Source organism: Castellaniella daejeonensis (genome assembly GCF_039523555.1).
GTDB lineage: Bacteria > Pseudomonadota > Gammaproteobacteria > Burkholderiales > Burkholderiaceae_B > Castellaniella > Castellaniella daejeonensis.
This window is the reverse complement of record NZ_BAAAFN010000009.1, coordinates 20,258-37,865: the sequence shown is the minus strand read 5'-3', so window position 1 is coordinate 37,865 and position 17,608 is coordinate 20,258. Positions and strand designations below refer to the sequence as shown.

Genomic DNA, 17,608 nt, shown 5'->3' with positions numbered 1-17,608 from the left:
CTCCGGTTTCAGAATCGGTAGGTCATGGAAACGAGGACGCGGAAGTCGCGCTCCCTTTGACCGTCGTACGGGCGGGATGTGCCGGTCAGCAGCACGCCGAAATCGAGGTTCCTGGCGTACTGGAAGTGCTGGCCGTATCCGATCTGGAAGATGGCGCCGCTGCCATGATCCTGTTGCGAATACAGGCCGGCACCCGCCAGGAACCGCTGTTCCCACCGCGTGTCGTACCGCTGGTACAGCGTGTGGACGACCTCGAGCATCGGCAGGGCGGTGAAATCGGATTTCGGGTTGAAGTAGGGCGCATCGTCCGCGCTGTTGTGCGATCCGGAAAGCTCCAGCAGGGCATCCATCCGGACGCGCGGAGTCGTGTACAGCCGTTGCCGGCCCGATACTTCCACTTCGATGCGGCGGTTGCCGTCCGAAAAATAGCTGGGGAATACGGCCAGCGACCATTCCCGGCGCTCGTCGCCGTGCCAGCGGACCGCTACGCCGAACCGGTTGGACGTGATGTCGTGCCGTAGCGCCTTCAGGGGTGTGTCGCGTGACTTGAGGGCTGCTTCCGCACCGATCTGCCAGTGATCGTCCAGCGCATACTGAGCGGACACCGCGGCGCCGGCGAGAGTGCCGAATCCGAATCGGTTGGCGGACACTTCGGCCTGCGCGGTGATGTCGCGGCTGCGCCACTGCGCGCCCGCGCGCGCCCAGGCAAGGTGCGCGTTGCCGTCCTCGAATTCCGCCTGCGAATAGCCCGTCCCGGCAAAGACCCGCCAATGATCGGTGACCGGCGGGGAATACAGCGTCGACTCGATGCTCAGTTCGTGGCTGCCCAGCACCGGGCTGTCGTTGGTGGCGCCGTAGCCGCCGGTAACCTGCAGTTCGGCTTTCCGGGCGATGTCGCGGTCCTCGGCCAGCCGCTGCACGGCGGGGTCTTCGGGGGCGCGCGCCAGCAGGTCGTCGATCAGCGGGTCGGCTTCGTTCGGTTCGTTCAGCATCAGGGCGGTGCTGGCCTGTTCCTGCACGACGCGGATCGAACGGGGATCCTGCGTCTGGGCGATCTGCAGGTCCGCCTCGGCATGCCGGGGCAGTCCGCGGGCGCGATAGACCTGGGCACGCGCGGTGCGCAGCTGGGAATTGTTGGGGGCGAGCTCGACCATGGCGTCGAGCTGTTCCTGCGCCTGCCGCGTCCGGCCGGAATACAACGTTGCCATGGCGCCAGCCAGCGCCGCATCCAGCTTGACGGCATTCGGATATCGGACCGGATCGCCCTTGTGGTAGATCCAGACCGGGATGGACTCCGCCTCCTGGTTGAACTGCTGCTGCTTGTCGAGCGTGGGGTCGGATTCGGTCAGCGCATAGAACAGGCCGATTTCGCTCTGGAGATGAGCGGCGGTCTGCGGCTGGACCGCCTGGGATTCGAGCGACTGCCGGAACAGGGGTTCGGCCTTTTCCGGCTGGCGCAGCGCCAGATAGGCCGAGGCCACGTCGTCCAGTACGTAGGCGGGCACCGGGCGGCCTTCGGCCCGCATGGTTTCGTATGCCGCCACCAGTTCCCGCGGGCGCCGGCGGGCGCTCAGGGCCTGCAGCCGGTCGGCCCGGGCGCGGTCCGCGTCGGCGCGGGCCGGCGGGCCCAGGGCATCCCATTCGGGGATCAGTTTCTCGTACGTTGCCAGGGCCTGGTCGGCCAGCGCATAGCGGTTGGCTTCGCCGCGAGACGCCGTCATGGCCGCGCGCACGAGCTGTGCGGCGGCGTCGGCCTGCAGCGACCGCGTCTGCGCGGGATTCATCAGGCCCGGATGCGCGTCGGCCAGCCGCAGGGCGCTCTGCGGCAGTCCCGCGTCCTGCTGGGCGAGCACATAGGCGCGCACGACGTAGGGGCGTTCCGGAGCCAGAGAGTAGGCCTGGGAGGCCTGTTCCAGGGCTGCGTACGGCTGCCCGTTGCGGCCGTGCGCATAGGCCAGCGCCAGGTGCGCATCGGGGTCGTCGGGGCGGCCTGTGGCGAGTGCCTGGCCGCGTTCGATCGCCTCGGCCGAACGCCCTGCGTCCGCCAGGGTCATGACATGCCCGTAGGCGAACATCGCCTGGTCGGGGAAACGGCGCTCACCCTGGCTGAACAGATCGATGGCCGTGGGCCACTGCTGCGCATCCCGGTACGCGCGTGCGACCGCGTTCAATGCGGGTGCGGGCAGCGCTGCAGGCGAGCCAGCCCGTTCGTAGGCCTGCAGGACGGCCGTGTGATTGCCGGACCATCCGGCGATCACCAGGTAGTCGGCCAGGGCCCGGCCGTCCTTGGGATTGCGGTCCAGCCGCTGTTCCAGCATCTGCAGCGCGGGGGCGTAGTCGCCCGCGCGGGCTTCGCGGATGAGCGCCTGGTAATCGGAAGTTGCCGCTTGCGCGCTGATGGCAGGAAGTGCCAGGAGCGTACAAAAAGTAAATGCGGCGAGGGGCAGGGTGTCGTTCACGGTGGATCTCGTGGTGTGGAGATGTCAGTGAGCGCGGGGGCAAGTGAAGCGATAGGTCCCCGCCTGGACGCCCTGGGAGAAGATGAGCAGCTCGATCTGGCATTGATCGTGCGTCCCGAGCGACATGGAGAACCGCGTCAGCGCGGTAGGTTGGTTGGCCTGCAGGGCGACCGAGCCGCTCTGGGTGATCTGCGAAGTGCCCGAAGGTCCTTGCTTGGTGGCCTGGAGCCGGTAGTCGATGGCACGATCTTCCGGGCTCTGGACGTAGGGCACGACCGTGCCGGCTTGCGCGCCGGTACCGCTGTCCAGCCAAACCTGGAGATTCAGATCTGCCGCCATCATGATCGTGCTCCGGAGAAAGGGGGAGGAATCTCCGGCGAGGCATGGCTGCCCCGCCGGGGATCCTGGCGCGAAGGCCTGCGGGCTTACCAACCCGTCTGGTTGAATGTCGCCGTGTTCCCGAACCCGATCTGCACGGCCGTGGCATTGAGATTGGACCCGGTCTGCATCACGGATGCCGAGTTCAACCATCCCTCCTGATAGAGGTCGGCATGCTGGTTGTAGCCGAACTGCTGCTTCACCGTGCTGGTGTTCATGAAGCCGGCCTGGACGATCTTGGCGTCGGCATTGGAGGTCCATTTCTGCTGGACATCGGCGGAGTTGTTGAACCCGTCCTGATAGATGTCGGAGCTCACGTTGGTGCTGTACTCCTGGTTGGTCTCCGCCACGTTCTTCAGGCCTTTCTGGACGATCTTGCTGCTGGCACCCCAGGTCCAGGATTGATTGACGTCAGCCGTATTGTTGACCCCCTCCTGGTAGATATCGGACATGGCGACGGTATTGTGGTTCTGGTTCGTTTCGGCCACGTTCTTCGCGCCCTTCTGGACGATGTTGGAAGTGGCGCCCGCGTTGTGCGACTGCTGCGCGTCGGCATAGTTGTTGTATCCCTTCTGATAGATATCGATCAGGGCGGTGCCGAAGTAGTTGTGGGACTGGTTGGCCTTGGCCACGTTGAGCGCCTCGAACTGGGTGATGGTCGAGGTGGCGTCGCCATTGAATGCCTGGGTGATGTCGGCGTCGTTGTTGAAGCCGTTCTGGTAGACATTGCCGGTGCTGTCCGCAAATGCCGCCGTTCCGGCGAAGGCCAAGGCAAGACCGGACGCCAGTGCGCAAAGAGAATGTTTCATGTTGAAGCTCCTTGAGTCGACAAGACCAGTGGGAAAAAAACGCTGTCCGGCGGTCTTGAAACCGGGCGTCGTCGAAAAGAAAACCGTGCCGTCAGCGATAGACGGAAAGCTTCAGGCCGCTGCCGAGCTGGATGATGGGCGCCAGCGGGCCCGGCGTGGTGAGCTTCACCGTCAGCTGGTTGAAATTGCCGATCTGACTCAGGTTGGCGGAGTTGTCGCCGGCGTATTGCTCCAGCCGGCCGCGATTGGCCACGCCGTACTGATGAATCTCGCCCAGGAGTCCCATTCCGGCCTGGATGATCTGGGCCTCGTTGTTGACGCCGGCCTGCTGGATCACGGCCGTGTTGCCCACGCCGGATTGCGATGTATTCGCGCGGTTGTGGACGCCGTCCTGAAGGATGGATGCGGTCGAATCGGCGCCTTTCTGGGTGATCTCGCCGGTGTTCAGGCCGCCCCGCTGGACGATTTGCGACTGCACGCCGCCGCCGAGCAGTTCCAGAGGCGGCAGTTCGCCGGGCATCGAAAGATCGGGGCTGGCGCCGTAGCCGGCCGGGGCGATGGCGCCCAGCAGGACGGCCAGGCCCAGGCGCCGGCAGGCGCGAGCGATGGGTAGCCGGGCGCGTGCAAGGGAAGATGTGTTCATGGCGCACTCCTGCGGACAAGGCCGCATTCAAGGCGTTTATTGGGTTTGGGTCAGTGTGGCTTCGGTGTCCATGTCGACCGCCTGGCGCGGCGTCACCGTCACCACCTCGTTCTTCTCGGCGGCCAGGTAGCGCTGGATCAGCGGGCTGTCCCAGTCCGCCGGGTTCCGCAGGCGCCACAGGTTGTTCTTGATGCCGTTGATGGTCAGGTGCATGACGGCGGCATCGATGGCTTCTTTCACGGCCAACTGGGCGGGCTCGTTGTGTGTGTAGCCTCCTTCGATCTCCAGGAGGTCGTAGTAATTGACGAAGCGGAAGTAGCTCGGGTGGATCTCGTGCGAGAAGATCGTCTTGGTGGTCGAGACGCTGTCCAGGACTTCCCCGGTCGTGACGTCCACGGCCCGCAGGTTGACCGTGACCTGGTCGACGCTGTATTGCGTGCTCAGGCCGATGCCCAGGAACTTCGCCCCCAGGCCGCCGGTTCGCGTGTTGGTGTCGTAGGCGATCACGCCGCCCTCCAGGATGATGGAGGCGGGCAGCAGGTTCGGCACCCCGTTGTTGCCGTTTTGCGAACCCTCGGCCAGGGCGCGCAGCACGCGGCGCTCGGTCAGCAGGGATTGCAGGCCCTCGCGTTCGACGGGGATGTACCAGCCCGAATCCTTCAGGGCCTTCATCAGCATCGACGCGGCGCCCTGGGTCACGGCCGTCGAGAAGGCGCTGCTGGGTGACGGTTTGTATTGACCGGTTTCATCCCTGAAACCATAGACGGCGGCCACGATCTTTTTCTGCGGGGGAGGCAGCTGCAGCAGGGCGGTGGCCGATGGCGTCGGCGGCGTCAGCTGCGCCTCATTGGAGACATTGGCTGGTTTCTGGAGTGCGCATGCGGACAGAGTCAGCGCCAGTACCGGAGCGATCCAGGCACCGCGTACCGATGCGAATGTGCGGGTTCCTAGGGGGGTCGGGATATCCATGACGGGCCTTTCTTATTCTGGATTAGTTGATGGGGGCGTCGCCGCTGCCTGAGCCCTCGAGATCGATGGGATGCGCATTGCCGTTCAGGTCGACCCAGTAAAGCTTGTCGCCTTTCTGGATCAGGAAGCCCTGGTCGGTCTGCAGGATCTGCCCGATGTTGTCCAGGCCGAGATCGTCCATGGGAAAGGGGTAGCGCTTCTGTGCCTGCGCGCTTTGCAGCAGGGTGGGGCCGTTCAGCGGATTGCCGCCGAAGCTGGGATTGACCGGGGTGTAGACCAGTTGCCCCGCCGATGCGGGCAGCGATGTCCACGTCAGCCCGATCAGAGCACCCAGGAGGATGGCGGCGGGCATGCCGGCCCGGGCGCGCAGGTTGCGTTTTGACTGGTTCATTTACATCTCCTCGGGCCCGAGGTCGGCGCTCTGGATGAACTGCCGCTGGGCATTGATGATGTCGATGTTTTCCTTGACGACCTGGACGACCTCCCTGCTCTGGTCCTTGGCCCGCGACCGTGCCGGAGACATGAAGGTATGGAAAACGGTCTGATTCAGGTAGCTGATCCAGATCTCGCTGCCGTATTGCGCAGTGGGGCGTTCGATGACCGTCATCGTGGCCTGGGAATCCGGGTACAGCGCTTGCCACACCTGGCTGAAGTTGCTGTAGAAGTCCCAGCCCATCACGGTGATGGTGCGATTGATGATCAGCCCCCGCAGGGGATCGCTGTTGATCCGCCCTTCGTCGAGGTTGCGCTTGGGGGGTTCGGGCTCCTGTGCTCCGGCCGGCAACGCCGCGGTCAGCGTGACCAGCAGCGGCACCATTGCCAGCGCGAAGCGGAGTCCGTGGTACAACACAGCAATCTCCCCAATGGAACAGGTCTTTTTCTGAACGTATCGAACTGTGATCTGTGGGGAAATGTTAAGAGTCCGCTTGCGCGAGACCTATAGGACGGAAGGGCTAGGCTTTTTGGCGGCAGGACATTCCCCTTCCGCCAAATGGAGTAATCCCTGGCGTTGGAAGTACGGGCACGGGAATGCAAACTGGGTTAAAATGGTGCGCCTTTTGGGGTGGCGTGCTGAACGCCAGGCCAAAAACAGCTATAATTCAACGGTTTGACTGCTATCGCCTTACGCTCTGTGGCGTTGGGCTGCGAACGGGCTTTTATGGGTGATCGGTCCGCATCGGATCCGCGCTGTGGGTTGGATGATGGGTCGTCCGGTTTGCCTGGCACGCTGGTGCTTGGCGATGCGGAACGCGCACTGATTGCCCGTCGTTCGCGGGTCGGCCTGTTTCGGGCGCTGGCGGCGCAGGCATTTACTGGAATGCTGGTGGTGCTGTGCGCCTGGGGGATTGCGGGGAAAAACGCCGGGGCTTCCGCCCTGATCGGAGCGGGAGCCTATTTCGTACCCAACACGCTGTTCGCCTTGCGGCTGCTGCTGGGATACTTCGGGCCGAAACGCCCGGGATCGCTCGCCTTCTTCTGGGGCGAACTCCTCAAGCTGCTGGTCGTGGCGGGGGTGGTGGTCCTGGTGGCGTGGCGGTGGGGCGGCTGGCTGAACTGGCTGGCCTTCCTGCTGGGCCTGCTGGGTGTCATGAAGGGGTACGTGGTGTTGCTGGCCTTGCGCCGCCTGCCATGATTTGAATACGAAAAAGGGTTTCCGATGACCGACGCTGTAACGACGCCTCAGTCCGAATACATCCAGCATCACCTGGTCCACCTGAACAATCTCGGGCACAAGCAGGACATCATCGCCAACTTCGACGTCGTCAACTACGACTCGCTGTTCTGGTCGATCCTGATGGGCGCCGTCGTCATCTTCTTCCTCTGGCGTGCCGCCCGCCGGGCCACCACCGACGTGCCGGGCCGCTTCCAGATGGCCATCGAAATGCTCGTGGGCATGGTCCACGAAGAAGCCAAGGGCATCATCCCCAACGAAAACACGCGCAAGTTCGCCGCGCCGCTGGCGCTCACCGTGTTCCTCTGGATCACGCTGATGAACGCGCTGGACCTGGTCCCCGTCGACCTGGCCGCCTGGATCTTCCGCATCACCGGCCTGGGCACCGAGCACGCCGATCCGCTGTACTACCATCGCATCCTGCCCACCGCCGACCTGAACATCCCCATCGGCATGTCCCTGGGCGTGCTGGTGCTGATGCTGTACTACGGCATCAAGATCAAGCACCCGGGCGGCTTCGTCAAGGAACTCTTCACCGCGCCCTTCCATGCGCACGGCGTTGCCGCGCTGGTCCTGGCGCCCTTCAATTTCCTGCTGAACCTGATCGAATATGCGGCCAAGTGCGTGTCGCTGGGCATGCGGTTGTTCGGCAATATGTATGCGGGCGAACTGCTGTTCATGCTGATCGCCTTGCTGGGTGGTGCCTGGACGGGGGCGAATGCTTCCAGCATCAGTCTTGCGTTCGGACACGTGCTCGCCGGTTCGGCATGGGCGATCTTCCACATCCTGATCGTGCTGCTGCAGGCGTTCATCTTCATGATGCTGACCCTGGTGTATATCGGGCAGGCGCACGAAGGCCACTAAAAATTCGCCCGGGGGTTTCCCGGGCGGGCTCGCGGGGCTTGCCCTGATTTCTGGTTCTTGATTTTTTGACTAAACAACGTTTACTTACCAAGGAGTTGTTATGACCAACGTTGCGTTCGTTGCTCTCGCTTGCGGTCTGATCATCGGTCTGGGCGCCATCGGTGCTTGCATCGGCATCGGCATGATGGGTGGCAAGTACCTGGAAGCCTCCGCTCGCCAGCCCGAACTGATGAACACCCTGCAGACCAAGATGTTCCTGCTGGTCGGTCTGATCGACGCGGCCTTCCTGATCGGCGTGGGTCTGGCCATGCTGTTCGCGTTCGCCAACCCCTTCGTGGGCTGATGACAGCGCAGGCCTGCGCCCATGTCGCAGGCCAGGGGTTCGTCGGCGGCCTGCGGGCCGTGGACGGCCGGATTAGGTGCCTTGCGGAATCGCCGCAAGGCACGAACGGGTAAATTAGGAAAACGACCGTGAATTTAAACGCGACTCTCTTTTTCCAGATGATCGTGTTTTTCGTTCTGGGTTGGTTTACGATGAAATTCATCTGGCCGCCCCTGACGAAGGCAATGGATGATCGTCGCCAGAAAATCGCCGACGGTCTGGCCGCCGCCGAGAAGGGCAAGGCCGATCTGGCCCAGGCCCAGGCCCGCATCAGCCTGATGGAGGCCGCCTCGAAGACGGAAAACCACGCACGTCTGGCCGAAGCCGAAAAGCAGGCCACCGCCCTGATCGATCAGGCCCGCCGCGAGGCCGAAGCCGAAAAGGCCCGGATCGTCGCCCAGGCCCGTCAGGATGCCGCCCAGGAAGTCCAGCGTGCCCGCGAGGCACTGCGCGCCGAAGTGGCCGTGCTGGCCGTCAAGGGCGCCGAACAGATCCTGCGCCGCGAAGTCGATGCCAAGGCGCATGCCGAGCTGCTCGACCAGCTCCAGGCACAACTCTGAATCAGGGCGAGTCATGGCTGAACTGTCTACTATCGCGCGGCCCTACGCCGAGGCTCTGTTCGAATCCGTGCGTAACGACGCGCGCGGACTCGAATACTGGTCCGGCGTGATGTCGCTGCTGGCCCAGGTGTCCGGCATGCCCGACGTGCTCGAGGCCATGGCCGATCCGCGTCTGTCCGACGCACAGCGCACCGAATTGCTGACGGGCCTGGTACCCCAGGAACTTCCCGCGCAGGCGGTCAATCTGGTCGCCCTCGTGGTCGAAAACGGCCGGGTCCAGGCGCTGCCCCAGGTGGCAGAGCAGTTCGAACTGCTGCGCAACCGGCTCGAAGGCACCGCACTGGCACGCATCACCAGCGCCTATCCCCTGAGCGACGCCCAGGTGGCCGGCCTGCTGCAGGGGCTGGAACGCAAGTTCGGCCTCAAGCTCAAGTCCCAGGTGTCGGTCGACCCGGAACTGATCGGCGGGGTGCGCGTCGCCGTCGGCGATCACGTGCTCGACACTTCCGTGCAGGCCCGTCTTTCCGGCCTGCGCGATACGCTGGCCGCGTGATGGCGGGCCAACCAACAGGATTCCAGGAGTCTTACCATGCAACTTAACCCGTCCGAGATCAGCGAACTGCTGAAGAGCCGCATCGAAGGCCTGGGCGCGTCCACCGATGTCCGCACCCAGGGCACGGTCGTGTCGGTCACCGACGGCATCACCCGCATCCACGGCCTGTCCGACGTGATGCAGGGCGAAATGCTCGAATTCCCCAACAACAAGTTCGGCCTGGCCCTGAACCTCGAGCGCGACTCCGTGGGCGCCGTGGTGCTGGGCGACTACGTCGGTGTCTCCGAAGGCGACGCCGTCAAGACCACCGGCCGCATCCTGGCCGTGCCGGTCGGCCCCGAACTGCGCGGCCGCGTGGTCGATGCCCTGGGCAACCCGATCGACGGCAAGGGCCCGATCAATGCCAAGGAAACCGACGTGATCGAAAAGGTCGCGCCGGGCGTGATCGCCCGCCAGTCCGTGTCGCAGCCGCTGCAGACCGGCCAGAAGGCCATCGACTCCATGGTCCCCATCGGGCGCGGCCAGCGTGAGCTGATCATCGGCGACCGCCAGACCGGCAAGACCGCCGTGGCCGTCGACACCATCATCAACCAGAAGGGCAAGGGCGTCACCTGCGTGTACGTCGCCATCGGCCAGAAGGCGTCCACGATCAACAACGTGGTGCGCAAGCTCGAAGAGCACGGCGCCCTGGAATACACCATCGTCGTGGCGGCCGCCGCGTCCGAGTCCGCCGCCATGCAGTACCTGGCTGCCTACTCCGGCTGCACGATGGGCGAATACTTCCGCGATCGCGGCGAAGACGCCCTGATCGTGTACGACGACCTGACCAAGCAGGCCTGGGCCTATCGCCAGGTGTCCCTGCTGCTGCGTCGTCCGCCCGGACGCGAAGCCTATCCCGGCGACGTGTTCTACCTGCACTCCCGCCTGCTGGAACGGGCTGCCCGCGTGAATGCCGAATACGTGGAAAAGTTCACCAACGGCGCCGTCAAGGGCAAGACCGGTTCGCTGACCGCCCTGCCGATCATCGAAACGCAGGCCGGCGACGTGTCCGCCTTCGTGCCGACCAACGTGATTTCCATCACCGACGGCCAGATCTTCCTGGAAACCGACCTGTTCAACGCCGGCATCCGGCCTGCCATCAACGCCGGTATTTCGGTGTCGCGCGTGGGCGGTTCCGCCCAGACCAAGGTCGTCAAGAAGCTGTCGGGCGGCATCCGGACCGACCTGGCCCAGTATCGTGAACTGGCTGCCTTCGCGCAGTTCGCCTCCGACCTGGACGACGCAACCCGCCGCCAGCTGGAACGCGGCAAGCGCGTGGTCGAACTGCTCAAGCAGCCCCAGTACCAGCCGCAACAGGTCTGGGAACTGGCGGTGGCCCTGTACGCCGTGAACAACGGCTACCTGGACGACCTCGAAGTCACCCAGGTGCTGGCCTTCGAAAAGGCCCTGAAGGACTACCTGAAGGCCAAGCACGAAGCCCTGATCCAGCGCATCGAAGACGTGAAGGAACTTTCCAAGGAAGACGACGCCGCTCTGGGCGCCGCCATCCAGGAATTCAAGAAGCACGGCACGTTTTAAGTAGCGCCCGGGACGCGCGGCGCGCGTCCCGGACAGCCCTGACAGGATAGTGGAATGGCCGGAATCAAGGAAATTCGAACCAAGATCAAGAGCGTGCAAAACACGCGCAAGATCACCAAGGCGATGGAAATGGTCGCCGCATCCAAGATGCGCAAGGCGCAGGACCGGATGCGGATGGGCCGTCCCTACGCCACCAAGGTGCGTGCCATCGCGGCCCACCTGATGCAGGCGAACCCGGATTACACCCACCCCTACATGGTGGAACGCCAGAAGCTGTCGGCCGTGGGCGTCGTGCTGGTCACCACCGACAAGGGGCTGTGCGGCGGCCTGAATACCAACATCTCGCGCCTGGTGCTGGCGCGGATCAAGGAATTCGAGCAGCAGGGCGTGCGCGTCCAGGCCACGGCGCTGGGCTCCAAGGGCCTGGGTCTGCTGAACCGCGTCGGTGTCAATGTGGTGTCCTCGGAAGTCCAGCTGGGCGATGCGCCCAACCTGGAACGCCTGATCGGCGCCATCAAGGTCCAGCTCGACGACTTCGTCGACGGCAAGGTGGATGCGGTCTACCTGGCAACCAGCCGGTTCGTGAACACCATGAAGCAGGACCCCAGCTTCATCCGCCTGCTGCCGCTGCCCTCGGGCCTGGAAGATCCCTTCCAGACGGGTTCACAGGATGAAGAAGCCCTGAAGAGCCAGTACGGTTGGGACTACCTGTACGAGCCGGATTCCCAGACCGTGATCGACGAGCTGCTGCTGCGCTACGTCGAAGGCCTGGTCTACCAGGCCGTGGCGGAAAACATGGCCAGCGAGCAGTCTGCCCGGATGGTCGCCATGAAGGCCGCATCGGACAACGCCAAGAAAGTCATCGGCGACCTCCAGCTGGTCTACAACAAGACCCGCCAGGCGGCCATCACCAAGGAAATTTCGGAAATCGTGGGCGGCGCCGCCGCGGTCTGATCGACGCAGGCACCGGCAACCCAGAGATACTTATAGGACTAAACATGAGCAACGGTACCATCGTTCAGTGCATCGGCGCCGTGGTGGACATTCAGTTCCCCCGCGACAGCATCCCCAACATCTACGACGCGCTCACCTTGACCGACGAGTCCTCCGCCTATGCGGAAAAGGGCCTGACGTTCGAGGTCCAGCAGCAACTGGGCGACGGTGTCGTGCGGACCATCGCCATGGGTTCGTCCGACGGCCTGCGCCGCGGCATGGCCGTGGCCAACACCGGCGCACCGATTTCGGTGCCCGTGGGTTCCGGCACCCTGGGCCGCATCATGGACGTGCTGGGCCGCCCGATCGATGAGCGCGGCGACATCCTGTCCGAAGAAAAGCGCGCCATCCACCAGGACGCCCCGAAGTTCGACGAACTGTCGCCTTCGGTCGAGCTGCTCGAAACCGGGATCAAGGTGATCGACCTGGTGTGCCCCTTCGCCAAGGGCGGCAAGGTCGGCCTGTTCGGCGGCGCCGGCGTGGGCAAGACCGTGAACATGCTGGAACTGATCAACAACATCGCCAAGGCACACAGCGGTCTGTCGGTGTTTGCCGGCGTGGGCGAGCGTACCCGCGAGGGCAATGACTTCTACCACGAAATGTCCGACGCGGGCGTCATCAAGCTCGACAACCTGGCGGAATCCAAGGTCGCCATGGTCTTCGGCCAGATGAACGAACCCCCGGGCAACCGTCTGCGCGTGGCCCTGTCCGGCCTGACGATGGCGGAAAAGTTCCGCGACGAAGGCCGCGACGTGCTGTTCTTCGTGGACAACATCTACCGCTACACCCTGGCCGGTACCGAAGTGTCCGCCCTGCTGGGCCGGATGCCGTCCGCCGTGGGTTACCAGCCGACGCTGGCCGAGGAAATGGGCAAGCTGCAGGAACGCATCACGTCCACCAAGACCGGTTCCATCACGTCCATCCAGGCCGTGTACGTGCCGGCCGATGACTTGACCGACCCGTCGCCCGCCACCACCTTCCTGCACCTGGACTCCACCGTGGTGCTGTCGCGTGACATCGCCGCCCTGGGTATCTACCCGGCCGTGGATCCCCTGGATTCGACCAGCCGCCAGCTCGACCCGCAGATCGTCGGCGAAGAACACTACAGCGTGGCCCGCGCCGTGCAGCAGACCCTGCAGCGCTACAAGGAACTGCGCGACATCATCGCCATTCTGGGCATGGACGAACTGTCGCCGGAAGACAAGCAGGCCGTGGCTCGCGCCCGCAAGATCCAGCGCTTCCTGTCGCAGCCCTTCCACGTGGCCGAAGTGTTCACGGGCTCGCCCGGCAAGTACGTGCCGCTGGCCGAGACCCTGCGCGGCTTCAAGATGATCGTCGAGGGCGAATGCGATGCGCTGCCCGAGCAGGCCTTCTACATGGTGGGCGGCATCGACGAGGCCTTCGAGAAGGCCAAAACCCTCCAATAAGGATTGCACATGGCGACTCTTCACATCGAAGTGGTCAGCGCAGAGGCGTCGATCTATTCCGGCGAGGCGGCCTTCGTCGCCCTGCCGGGTGAATCGGGCGACCTCGGCATCCTGCCGGGGCACACTCCGCTGATCTCGCGCGTGCGTCCCGGCACGCTGAAAATCCGGCGTGACGACGGCTCCGAAGAACACATCTTCGTGGCCGGCGGCATCCTGGAAGTCCAGCCGCACGCTGTCACGGTCCTGTCCGATACGGCCATCCGTGCGGCCGACCTGGACGAGGCCAAGGCCGTCGCCGCGCGCGAGCGCGCCGAAGAGGCCTTGCGCAACACCAAGGAAAAGGCCGACATCGCCGTGGTCGAGGCCGAACTCGCGATGCTGGCGGCGCAGGCCGCTGCGGCGCGCAAGTTCAGCCAGAAGCGCAGTTCCCACTGATCGGTCGCCGTCCCGCCGCACCCGGCGGACGGCAGGCAGGCCAAAGCAAGGGCGCCCCTTTCGGGGCGCCCTTGCTTTTCCGGGCGGGCGCGGGGCAGCACCCGGCCCCGAGGCCTATGCGTTGCGCTGCTTCAGCCGGTATCCCGCATACAGCAGGCCCAGCCAGACCGGCAGCACGTAGGCCGCCGGCCGGGTGTCGTCCAGCTGCGTCATCAGCCCCACCAGCAGCACCAGGAAGGCCACGCACAGGTAGTTCGTCCAGGGATAAAAGGGCGCGGGGAACAGCAGCGCGTCCCGAGCATGTGCCTTGCGAAAGCGCAGATGCACCAGCACGATCATCATCCAGGTGATCGCGGCCGCCGCGGTGGCCACGGCCATGATCCGCATGAAGGCGCCCTCGGGCACCAGGAAGTTGATGATCACGATCAGCAGCGTGCAGGCCGACGAGAACAGCACCCCCACCCAGGGCACCCGGCGCCGGCTCAGACGCAGGAAGATGCGCGGCGCATTGCCTTGTTCCGCCAGGCTGCGCAGCATGCGGCCGTTGCTGTACATGCCGCTGTTGTAGACCGAGATGGCGGCGCTCAGCACCACCAGGTTCAGGATGTCCGGCGCCGCAGGGATGCCGAGGCGGGAAAAGATCAGCACGAAGGGGCTGCCGTTCAGGCCGACTTCATTCCAGGGGTACAGAGTGACCAGCACGGCCAGGGCGCCGACGTAGAACAGCAGGATGCGCCAGATCACCTGGTTGATGGCGCGCGGGATGCTGCGCTGCGGGTCGTCTGCTTCTCCCGCGGTGATGCCGATCAATTCCGTGCCGCCGAAGGAAAACATGACCACCACCAGGGACAGCAGCAGGCCGTGCGCGCCATTGGGCAGGAAACCGCCGTGGGCCCAGAGATTGCTCGGCCCCGCGCCGCCGGCGCCGCGAGCGATCAGCACGAGACCCAGCACAATCATGCCGATGATGGCGGCGATCTTGATGAAGGCCAGCCAGAATTCGCTCTCGCCGTACAGCCGCACGTTCAGCAGGTTCAGCGCCGTGACGGCCAGCAGCACCGCCAGGGCGCTGGCCCAGGCGGGAAAGTCCGGCAGCCAGTAATTCACGTAGAGGCCCACGACCGACAGTTCGGCCATGGCGACCAGGATGTACAGCAGCCAGTAGTTCCAGCCCGACAGGAAGCCCGCGAAACCGCCCCAGTAGCGGTAGGCGAAATGGCTGAAGGCGCCGCTGACTGGTTCCTGGGTGGACATCTCTCCCAGGAACCGCAGGATCAGGTAGATCGCCAGGCCGCCGATCAGGTAGGACAGGATGATGCCGGGCCCGACCAGCTGAATCGATGCGGCCGAGCCGTAGAACAGGCCGGTACCGATGGCGCCGCCCAGGGCAATCATCTGGATGTGGCGGTTTTTCAGGCTGCGCGCCAGGGCGGCGGGCTCGGCGCCGGCGGCGGAAGATGTTACGGACATGGCGATGCGGGAAGGGATGTTCGGGTCGGCGCGTGCGTGCCGGTTCAGTGGGCTGTGTCGGGAAGGTCGGCTGCCGGGCCCTGGGCGGACAGAATCCGGTGCAGCTGTTCGATGCGCGGAGCCAGGGATCTGCAGAATTCAGCCCATGCGGCTGCGCGGTCCGGGTCGTGCCGGGACGGCGCCCAGATGGCGTCCGGAAAGCAGGGGTCGTCGCGCCAGCGCGGGATCACGTGCCAGTGCATGTGGGGCACCTGGTTGCCCAGGCTGGCCAGGTTGATCTTGTCGGGCTGCAGGAAAACCCGCTGCAGTCGTTCGACCTGGAATACGGTGCGCATCAGGTGCAGCCGGCCGAGTGCGTCCAGGTCGGTGGCCTCCGCCATGTGGCGGTGCCAGATGACGCGCAGGTAGCCAGGGTGCCGAGGATCGTCCACGCGGACGATCCGCAGCTTGTCATCCTGCCAGAGCAGGGTGTCGCGGTCGATGACGCAGAGCGGGCAGTCGGGGCGAAAGGTCATGGCGGCAGGGGCGTGGGTTCGTCGGCCCGCCGCCCGCGCGCGGCGGCGGGGCGGGGATCAGCGGGCGAAGAACAGTTCGTGCAGCGCGGTACCGGGATCTTCCGCGCGCATGAAGGCCTCGCCGACCAGGAAGGCCTGGACGCCGTGCTCGCGCATGCGGTCCACGTCTTCCGGCAGCAGGATGCCGCTTTCGGTCACGACACGCTTGCCTTCCGGCAGGTCTTCCAGCATCGACAGGGTGGTTTCCAGGCGGGTCTCGAAGGTGCGCAGATTGCGGTTGTTGATGCCGATCAGCGGCGTGTTCAGGGACAGGGCGGCATCCAGTTCCTGGCGGTCGTGGACTTCGACCAGCACGTCCATGCCCAGATCGGCGGCCACGGCTTCGAGTTCGCGCAGTTGCCCGGGTGCCAGGGCCGCGGCGATCAGCAGCACGCAGTCGGCACCCAGCGCCCGGGCGTGGATGACCTGATAGGGATCGATCAGGAAGTCCTTGCGCAGCACGGGCAGGCTGCAGGCCGCGCGCGCCTGGCGCAGGTGGTCGTAGCCGCCCTGGAAATACTGCACGTCGGTCAGGACCGACAGGCAGGCGGCGCCGTGGCAGGCATAGCTGGCGGCGATGTCGGCCGGGCGGAAATCCTCGCGGATCACGCCCTTGGAAGGCGAGGCCTTCTTGATTTCCGCGATCACGGCGGGCTTGCCCTGCGCGATCTTGTCCTCGATCGCGCGCGCGAAGCCGCGGATGTCCTGGCGGCTCTGGGCTTCGCGCAGGACTTCTGATTCGCTGCGCATCTGCCGTGCCGTGGCGACTTCGGTGCGCTTGGTGTCCAGGATCCGGGCCAGGATGTCGTTCATGCGGAGAACCTTTGCGTGTATTGGCGGAATTGTTCCAGCTTGTCGCGTGCCGCGCCCGAGGCGATCAGCTCGAAGGCCTGGCGGATGCCGGCCTCGATCGAGTCGACGCGGTTGCCGGCGTACAGGGCCAGCCCGGCGTTCAGGGCGACGATGTCGCGCGCCGTGCCCGCCGTGTTGTTCAGCGCCGCGCGCACCAGCTGGGCGGATTCGTCGCGGTTGGCGACCTTGATGCTGCGGTTGGACACCATGGACATGCCGAAATCCTCGGGGTGGATTTCGTATTCGCGGACCTCGCCGTCCTTCAGTTCGCCGACCAGGGTGGCGGCGCCCAGCGAGGCTTCGTCCATGCCGTCCTTGCCGTGCACGACCAGCACGTGGCGCGAACCCAGGCGCTGCAGCACGCGGACCAGGATGCCGACCAGGTCGGGGTGGAACACCCCCATGAGCTGGTTGGCCGCCCCGGCCGGGTTGGTGAGCGGACCGAGGATGTTGAAGATCGTGCGCACCCCCAGTTCGCGGCGCACGGCGGCGACGTTCTTCATGGCGCCGTGGTGGGCCGGGGCGAACATGAAGCCGATGCCGGTGGCCTCGATGGACTCGGCGACCTGGGCCGGCGTGGCGGTGACCTGAACGCCCAGGGCTTCCAGCACGTCGGCGCTTCCCGAAGAGGACGAGGCGCTGCGGTTGCCGTGCTTGGCGATCCTGACCCCGCCTGCCGCGGCCACGAACATGGCCGCAGTGGAAATATTGAAGGTATGCGAACCGTCGCCGCCCGTGCCGCACATGTCGAGCAGTTCCTCGGGGTAGGGCGTGTCGACGCCCAGGGCGAATTCGCGCATCACCTGGGCGGCGGCCGTGATTTCGCCGACGGTTTCCTTCTTGACACGCAGGCCCATCAGCAGGGCGCTGGCCAGCTGGGGAGACATGTCTCCGCGCATCAGCATGCGCATCAGTTCCAGCATTTCGTCGTGGAAGATTTCCCGGTGCTCGATGCAGCGGGCCAGGGCCTCGGTGGGAGTGATCGGCGGCATGGATGATTCCTTCTGTCT

At 65.0% G+C, this 17,608-nt stretch carries 20 protein-coding genes; 9 read left to right on the top strand and 11 right to left on the bottom strand.

The genetic code is table 11. The features are described from left to right. Positions 1-8 precede the first annotated feature (8 nt). From pgaA to ABD022_RS05985, 7 genes are all read right to left on the bottom strand, one after another. Positions 9-2,459 (bottom strand): poly-beta-1,6 N-acetyl-D-glucosamine export porin PgaA, encoded by a 2,451-nt coding sequence (gene pgaA, locus ABD022_RS06015; RefSeq protein WP_325126801.1) that lies wholly within the window; start codon positions 2,457-2,459, stop codon positions 9-11. A 24-nt stretch (positions 2,460-2,483) separates the two neighbouring features. Next, positions 2,484-2,801: a curli-like amyloid fiber formation chaperone CsgH gene (gene csgH / locus ABD022_RS06010; protein WP_343820459.1), complete on the bottom strand. Its 318-nt coding sequence runs from the start codon at positions 2,799-2,801 to the stop codon at positions 2,484-2,486. Positions 2,802-2,884: 83 nt separating this feature from the next. After that, complete coding sequence (locus ABD022_RS06005; RefSeq protein ID WP_325126805.1) at positions 2,885-3,646, bottom strand: hypothetical protein; 762 nt, start codon at positions 3,644-3,646, stop codon at positions 2,885-2,887. A gap of 91 nt (positions 3,647-3,737) precedes the next feature. Beyond that, entirely contained in the window at positions 3,738-4,289 is a 552-nt protein-coding gene (locus tag ABD022_RS06000; protein ID WP_343820456.1) for a hypothetical protein, read from the bottom strand. Positions 4,290-4,325: 36 nt separating this feature from the next. Next, positions 4,326-5,258, bottom strand: coding sequence for a CsgG/HfaB family protein (locus ABD022_RS05995; protein WP_343820454.1), 933 nt, complete (start codon positions 5,256-5,258; stop codon positions 4,326-4,328). Between the two features lie 22 nt (positions 5,259-5,280). Then, positions 5,281-5,649, bottom strand: coding sequence for a curli assembly protein CsgF (locus ABD022_RS05990; protein ID WP_325126809.1), 369 nt, complete (start codon positions 5,647-5,649; stop codon positions 5,281-5,283). Next, on the bottom strand, positions 5,650-6,105 hold the full coding sequence (locus ABD022_RS05985) for a CsgE family curli-type amyloid fiber assembly protein (protein ID WP_325126811.1): 456 nt from the start codon (positions 6,103-6,105) through the stop codon (positions 5,650-5,652). It lies immediately after the preceding gene. Between the two features lie 369 nt (positions 6,106-6,474). Between ABD022_RS05985 and ABD022_RS05980 the strand changes: the two genes are divergently transcribed. The 9 genes from ABD022_RS05980 (at position 6,475) to ABD022_RS05940 (ending at position 13,722) form a co-directional block, all read left to right on the top strand. Then, a complete protein-coding gene (locus ABD022_RS05980) occupies positions 6,475-6,891 on the top strand; it encodes an ATP synthase subunit I (RefSeq protein WP_325126813.1) in 417 nt (138 codons plus the stop codon). A gap of 24 nt (positions 6,892-6,915) precedes the next feature. After that, positions 6,916-7,794 (top strand): F0F1 ATP synthase subunit A, encoded by an 879-nt coding sequence (gene atpB, locus ABD022_RS05975; protein WP_325126815.1) that lies wholly within the window; start codon positions 6,916-6,918, stop codon positions 7,792-7,794. Between the two features lie 100 nt (positions 7,795-7,894). Then, positions 7,895-8,137, top strand: coding sequence for a F0F1 ATP synthase subunit C (gene atpE / locus ABD022_RS05970; RefSeq protein WP_043684944.1), 243 nt, complete (start codon positions 7,895-7,897; stop codon positions 8,135-8,137). A 128-nt stretch (positions 8,138-8,265) separates the two neighbouring features. Beyond that, positions 8,266-8,736, top strand: a complete 471-nt coding sequence (locus ABD022_RS05965) for a F0F1 ATP synthase subunit B (protein WP_343820449.1) — start codon at positions 8,266-8,268, stop codon at positions 8,734-8,736. A 13-nt stretch (positions 8,737-8,749) separates the two neighbouring features. Continuing rightward, positions 8,750-9,289 carry a F0F1 ATP synthase subunit delta gene (locus ABD022_RS05960; protein WP_343820448.1) on the top strand — a complete coding sequence of 180 codons (540 nt, stop codon included), beginning with the start codon at positions 8,750-8,752 and terminating at the stop codon, positions 9,287-9,289. A 36-nt stretch (positions 9,290-9,325) separates the two neighbouring features. Beyond that, the gene (atpA, locus tag ABD022_RS05955) at positions 9,326-10,867 is read left to right on the top strand and encodes a F0F1 ATP synthase subunit alpha (RefSeq protein ID WP_343820446.1); all 1,542 of its coding nucleotides are present in this window, start codon (positions 9,326-9,328) and stop codon (positions 10,865-10,867) included. A 54-nt stretch (positions 10,868-10,921) separates the two neighbouring features. After that, positions 10,922-11,821, top strand: coding sequence for a F0F1 ATP synthase subunit gamma (gene atpG, locus ABD022_RS05950; RefSeq protein WP_325126061.1), 900 nt, complete (start codon positions 10,922-10,924; stop codon positions 11,819-11,821). A 44-nt stretch (positions 11,822-11,865) separates the two neighbouring features. Further along, positions 11,866-13,287, top strand: coding sequence for a F0F1 ATP synthase subunit beta (gene atpD, locus ABD022_RS05945; protein ID WP_325123760.1), 1,422 nt, complete (start codon positions 11,866-11,868; stop codon positions 13,285-13,287). A 9-nt stretch (positions 13,288-13,296) separates the two neighbouring features. Beyond that, on the top strand, positions 13,297-13,722 hold the full coding sequence (locus ABD022_RS05940) for a F0F1 ATP synthase subunit epsilon (RefSeq protein ID WP_325123759.1): 426 nt from the start codon (positions 13,297-13,299) through the stop codon (positions 13,720-13,722). A gap of 114 nt (positions 13,723-13,836) precedes the next feature. Here ABD022_RS05940 and ABD022_RS05935 read toward each other — a convergent pair whose 3' ends face one another. Genes ABD022_RS05935 through trpD form a run of 4 tightly spaced genes read right to left on the bottom strand, consistent with a single transcriptional unit; the run spans position 13,837 to position 17,590 of the window. Beyond that, positions 13,837-15,192: an amino acid permease gene (locus ABD022_RS05935; protein WP_343820444.1), complete on the bottom strand. Its 1,356-nt coding sequence runs from the start codon at positions 15,190-15,192 to the stop codon at positions 13,837-13,839. Between the two features lie 44 nt (positions 15,193-15,236). Next, the gene (locus tag ABD022_RS05930; RefSeq protein WP_325123757.1) at positions 15,237-15,707 is read right to left on the bottom strand and encodes an HIT family protein; all 471 of its coding nucleotides are present in this window, start codon (positions 15,705-15,707) and stop codon (positions 15,237-15,239) included. A 57-nt stretch (positions 15,708-15,764) separates the two neighbouring features. Further along, the gene (gene trpC, locus ABD022_RS05925) at positions 15,765-16,559 is read right to left on the bottom strand and encodes an indole-3-glycerol phosphate synthase TrpC (RefSeq protein WP_325123756.1); all 795 of its coding nucleotides are present in this window, start codon (positions 16,557-16,559) and stop codon (positions 15,765-15,767) included. Then, positions 16,556-17,590 carry an anthranilate phosphoribosyltransferase gene (trpD, locus tag ABD022_RS05920; RefSeq protein ID WP_325123755.1) on the bottom strand — a complete coding sequence of 345 codons (1,035 nt, stop codon included), beginning with the start codon at positions 17,588-17,590 and terminating at the stop codon, positions 16,556-16,558. Before trpD ends, trpC begins: the two co-directional genes overlap by 4 nt. Between the last annotated feature and the right edge of the window lie 18 nt (positions 17,591-17,608).

Bases quoted from the DNA above. Each gene is read 5' to 3' on its own strand.
- atpB (WP_325126815.1), top strand. From the start codon at position 6,916: ATGACCGACGCTGTAACGACGCCTCAGTCCGAATACATCCAGCATCAC.
- ABD022_RS05960 (WP_343820448.1), top strand. From the start codon at position 8,750: ATGGCTGAACTGTCTACTATCGCGCGGCCCTACGCCGAGGCTCTGTTC.
- ABD022_RS06000 (WP_343820456.1), bottom strand. From the start codon at position 4,289: ATGAACACATCTTCCCTTGCACGCGCCCGGCTACCCATCGCTCGCGCC.
- ABD022_RS06005 (WP_325126805.1), bottom strand. From the start codon at position 3,646: ATGAAACATTCTCTTTGCGCACTGGCGTCCGGTCTTGCCTTGGCCTTC.
- ABD022_RS05930 (WP_325123757.1), bottom strand. From the start codon at position 15,707: ATGACCTTTCGCCCCGACTGCCCGCTCTGCGTCATCGACCGCGACACC.
- trpD (WP_325123755.1), bottom strand. From the start codon at position 17,590: ATGCCGCCGATCACTCCCACCGAGGCCCTGGCCCGCTGCATCGAGCAC.
- ABD022_RS05940 (WP_325123759.1), top strand. From the start codon at position 13,297: ATGGCGACTCTTCACATCGAAGTGGTCAGCGCAGAGGCGTCGATCTAT.
- trpC (WP_325123756.1), bottom strand. From the start codon at position 16,559: ATGAACGACATCCTGGCCCGGATCCTGGACACCAAGCGCACCGAAGTC.
- atpE (WP_043684944.1), top strand. From the start codon at position 7,895: ATGACCAACGTTGCGTTCGTTGCTCTCGCTTGCGGTCTGATCATCGGT.
- atpA (WP_343820446.1), top strand. From the start codon at position 9,326: ATGCAACTTAACCCGTCCGAGATCAGCGAACTGCTGAAGAGCCGCATC.
- atpG (WP_325126061.1), top strand. From the start codon at position 10,922: ATGGCCGGAATCAAGGAAATTCGAACCAAGATCAAGAGCGTGCAAAAC.
- ABD022_RS05990 (WP_325126809.1), bottom strand. From the start codon at position 5,649: ATGAACCAGTCAAAACGCAACCTGCGCGCCCGGGCCGGCATGCCCGCC.
- csgH (WP_343820459.1), bottom strand. From the start codon at position 2,801: ATGATGGCGGCAGATCTGAATCTCCAGGTTTGGCTGGACAGCGGTACC.
- ABD022_RS05935 (WP_343820444.1), bottom strand. From the start codon at position 15,192: ATGTCCGTAACATCTTCCGCCGCCGGCGCCGAGCCCGCCGCCCTGGCG.
- atpD (WP_325123760.1), top strand. From the start codon at position 11,866: ATGAGCAACGGTACCATCGTTCAGTGCATCGGCGCCGTGGTGGACATT.
- ABD022_RS05995 (WP_343820454.1), bottom strand. From the start codon at position 5,258: ATGGATATCCCGACCCCCCTAGGAACCCGCACATTCGCATCGGTACGC.